4 protein-coding genes are annotated in these 3,364 nt (G+C 67.6%); all 4 read right to left on the reverse strand.

The window, feature by feature from the left end:
* Window positions 1–482 precede the first annotated feature (482 nt).
* Window positions 483–920: a heat shock protein transcriptional repressor HspR gene (locus tag AC1VTH_RS07460; RefSeq protein ID WP_481335511.1), complete on the reverse strand. Its 438-nt coding sequence runs from the start codon at window positions 918–920 to the stop codon at window positions 483–485.
* Window positions 921–993: 73 nt separating this feature from the next.
* Window positions 994–1,929 carry a DnaJ C-terminal domain-containing protein gene (locus tag AC1VTH_RS07465; RefSeq protein ID WP_481335512.1) on the reverse strand — a complete coding sequence of 312 codons (936 nt, stop codon included), beginning with the start codon at window positions 1,927–1,929 and terminating at the stop codon, window positions 994–996.
* A gap of 67 nt (window positions 1,930–1,996) precedes the next feature.
* Window positions 1,997–2,833 (reverse strand): nucleotide exchange factor GrpE, encoded by an 837-nt coding sequence (locus AC1VTH_RS07470; protein WP_481335513.1) that lies wholly within the window; start codon window positions 2,831–2,833, stop codon window positions 1,997–1,999.
* Between the two features lie 14 nt (window positions 2,834–2,847).
* Window positions 2,848–3,364 (reverse strand): Hsp70 family protein (locus AC1VTH_RS07475; protein WP_481335514.1); only part of this gene is annotated, 517 nt, incomplete at its 5' end.

The raw sequence follows: 3,364 nt of genomic DNA on the forward strand, positions 1-3,364 counted from the left end.
GCCTGCATTGGCGTCCGTGGCGATGCCGATGGCGGCCTGCAGGGCCTCCTGCGCCGTGACGGCCATCTTTTCTAACCTCATACGATCACCTCTCTGGGGTGCCGGCAGCCAGGGCCTCGCAGCCCGGTTGCCAGCCGTTGCTTATCGATAGTGATTGTACCCAGCATGCTGGGTGTCAGATGCGAAATCTAAGTCTTTACAAGATAGATTTTCTAAGTGCGAGAAGAGCTGGCCATAATCGCTTGCGAGCCACGTGGAAACGGGTTGGGAGCGCTCGCCAGGCACGCGGGCGCCGCAGTGGCGGATTGGCGTAAAAAAGGCCGCCGACCTGGCGCTCGCTGCACCAGATCGGCGGTATTCCTGAGCTTATGTGCACTAACGGCGGCCGGCGGGCGGCATCTCCAGGCGCGCGGCCGCAAGCGGCGCGGCAGTCTTTGAACCGCGCGCGGAAACACTCACAGGTAGCGCCGCAACCCCGCAGGCTACTCCCCGTCCTCGGGCTTCTCGACCTTGCCGCCGAGCAGGCCGAGCATGGCCTTGCTGGGAGACATTCCCTCGTAGGGGGCCAGCGCCGTGATGCGCTCGCGGGTCTTGAACTCGCGCACCTGGTCCTCGAGCTCGCGCACGCGGGCGCGCATCTCGTCAATCTCGCGCTCCATCTCCTCCTCGTGCTCGCGCATGTCGAGGATGCGCACCACGCCGGCGAGGTTGATGCCCTCGTCGGTGAGGCGGCCGATGAGCTCGAGGCGCTCGATGTCTGCCTGCGAGTACAGGCGCGTGTTGCCGCGCGAGCGGCCGGGGTTCACGAGGCCCTTCTGCTCGTAGACGCGCAACGTCTGCGGGTGCATGCCCGTGAGCTCGGCCGCCACGCTGATCATGTAGAGCGGCTTGGTGCGGCTCTCGTCATTCTTGTAGGCCATCGGGGCTCTCCCCTCTCAGTGGGCCAGTGCGGTCCGACTGGGCGCCCCGCGACCCGGCACGGGGCGCCCCTGGCTATGCCTTGAAGTACTTCTCGACGTTGGCGCGGTAGTCGCGCTCGTCGGCATCGCGCAGGGCCTCGAGGGCCTCGCGCTCCTTGGCCGAGAGGCGCGTGGGAATCTGGGCGCGCACGGTGACGTACATGGCGCCAAACGAGCCGCGGCGCTTGACGTTGGGGGCGCCCAAGCCGCGGAAGCGGAACGTCTTGCCGTCCTGCGTGCCAGCCGGGATGCGCAGCTTGAGCGTGTTGCCACCCGGCGTGGGCACGCGAACCTCGCCGCCCAGCGCAAGCTCCCAGATGCTCACCGGCAGCTCGAGACGCACGTCGGCGCCATCGCGCTTGAACAGCGGGTGCTCGGCCACGCTCGTGGTAATGACCAGCGAGCCGCGCGGGCCGCCGTTGCTGCCGTACTCGCCACGGTCGTGGTAGCGCAGCTTCATGCCGTCATAGGCGCCAGCCGGCACCTCGACGGTGAGCTTGGCGCGCTCGCCCGTGGACGGAACCATGTACGAAACGTCGCGCTTGGTGCCCTTGAAGGCCTCCTCGGGCGTCAGGCTGATGGTGAGCGTGAGGTCAGAGCCGCGCATCGAGCGGCGGGCCTGGGCACCGGCTGCCCCGCCAAAGATGGTGGAGAAGTCAAAGTTGCCAAAGCCACCGTCGCCCCGCATGTTGTTGAACATGTCGGCCCAGTTGCCGCCCACGTTTGTGGTGTACGAGTAGTTCCCGCCGCCGCCCGACATGCCGCCGAACATGAGCATCTGGTCGTACTCGCGACGCTTCTTGTCGTCCGACAGCGTCTCGTAGGCCTCGGAGATCTCCTTGAACTTCTGCTCGTCTCCGCCGGCGTCGGGGTGATACTTCACCGCAAGCTTGCGAAACGCCTTCTTGATCTCGTCGACCGAGGCGTCTTTCTTGACACCCAACACGTCGTAGAACGTCCTTTGCGCCATGGCGAAGGGCACCCCCTCTCAATCAGATGCGTGCGCCCGGGTGGGTTGCCCGGGCGCACGCGACACGTTACTTGGACTCTGCGTCGCCCTCCGGGGCTTCCGCAGGCCGCTTGGCGCCGCCGTAGGTGACGGTGACCATGGCCGGCCTCACGACCTTGCCGCCCAGGCGGTACCCCTTCTGGTACACGTCCGCGACGGTCTCATCGTACTCGTCGGCGTTCTCGACGCGACCTACCGCCTGGTGGTCCTGCGGGTCGAACGGCCGGCCGGCGGGGTCGATGACCTCGACGCCCTGCTTCTCGAGCACCGAGACGACCTTCTCGTGCACGGCCGAGACGCCGTCCGCGAGCTGCTGGGCCACCTCGTTGCCCTCGGCCGTGGCCTGGGCGTGGGAGATGGCGCGCTCGAGGTCGTCGATGGCCGGGAGCAGGTCCTTCACGAGGCCCTCGCAGGCGCGCTCGCGCTCGGTCACGCGGTCGCGCTCGGTGCGGCGACGGTAGTTCTCCCAGTCGGCCTGGAGGCGCGAGAGACGGTCGGCTGCGCTCGCGGCCTCGGCCTTGGCGGCCTCGATGTCGCCCTCGACGTCGGCGAGCTTCTTGGCAAGCTCGTCGCGCTCGGCGCGCAGGGCGTCGGCCTCGGACTTGATGTCGGCCTCGGCAGCGGCCTCGCCGGCCTTGATGGCCGCCTCGACGCGCGCCTGCTCGCCGGCATCGTCGCTGGTCTCGGGCTCGATGACCTCGGCCTCAACGGCCTGGGCCTCGTCTTGCTGGGCGTCGGCGGTCTGCTCGGGCTTCTCGTCGCCCTCGACCTCGATGTCGACCTTCACGTCGTCCCCCTCGGGGCTCGGCGCGGGGGCCGCGGTGGCCCCCGCCTGCTTATCGTTCACGGTGGTGCGAGCCATCATGACTCACCCTCTCGCTACTGGTTGTCCTTGTCGTCGTCGACAACCTCGTAGTCGGCGTCGACCACGTCGTCGGACGAGCCGGCGGACTGGCCAGCGTCGCCAGCGGAGGCATCGGCCTGGGCGCTGGAGTAGACGACCTCGGCGAGCTTGTGGCCAACCTCCTGGAGCTTGTCACCGGCGGCCTTGATGACGTCGATGTCGGTGCCGTCGAGGGCCTTGCGGGCCTCGGCCACGGCGTCGTCGGCCTGCTGCTTCATGTCAGCGGGGACCTTGTCGCCGAGCTCCTTGACGGTCTGCTCGGTGGAGTAGGCAAGGCTATCGGTCTGGTTGCGGATCTCGATCTCGTCCTTGCGCTTCTTGTCCTCCTCGGCGTGGGACTCGGCGTCCTTGACCATGCGGTCAACCTCGTCGTCAGACAGGGCGGTGGAGCCGGAAATGGTAATCTGCTGCTCCTTGCCGGTGCCCTTGTCCTTGGCCGTGACCTTCACGATGCCGTTGGCGTCGATGTCGAACGTGACCTCGATCTGGGGC

It is taken from the genome of Parolsenella sp., from assembly GCF_982402205.1.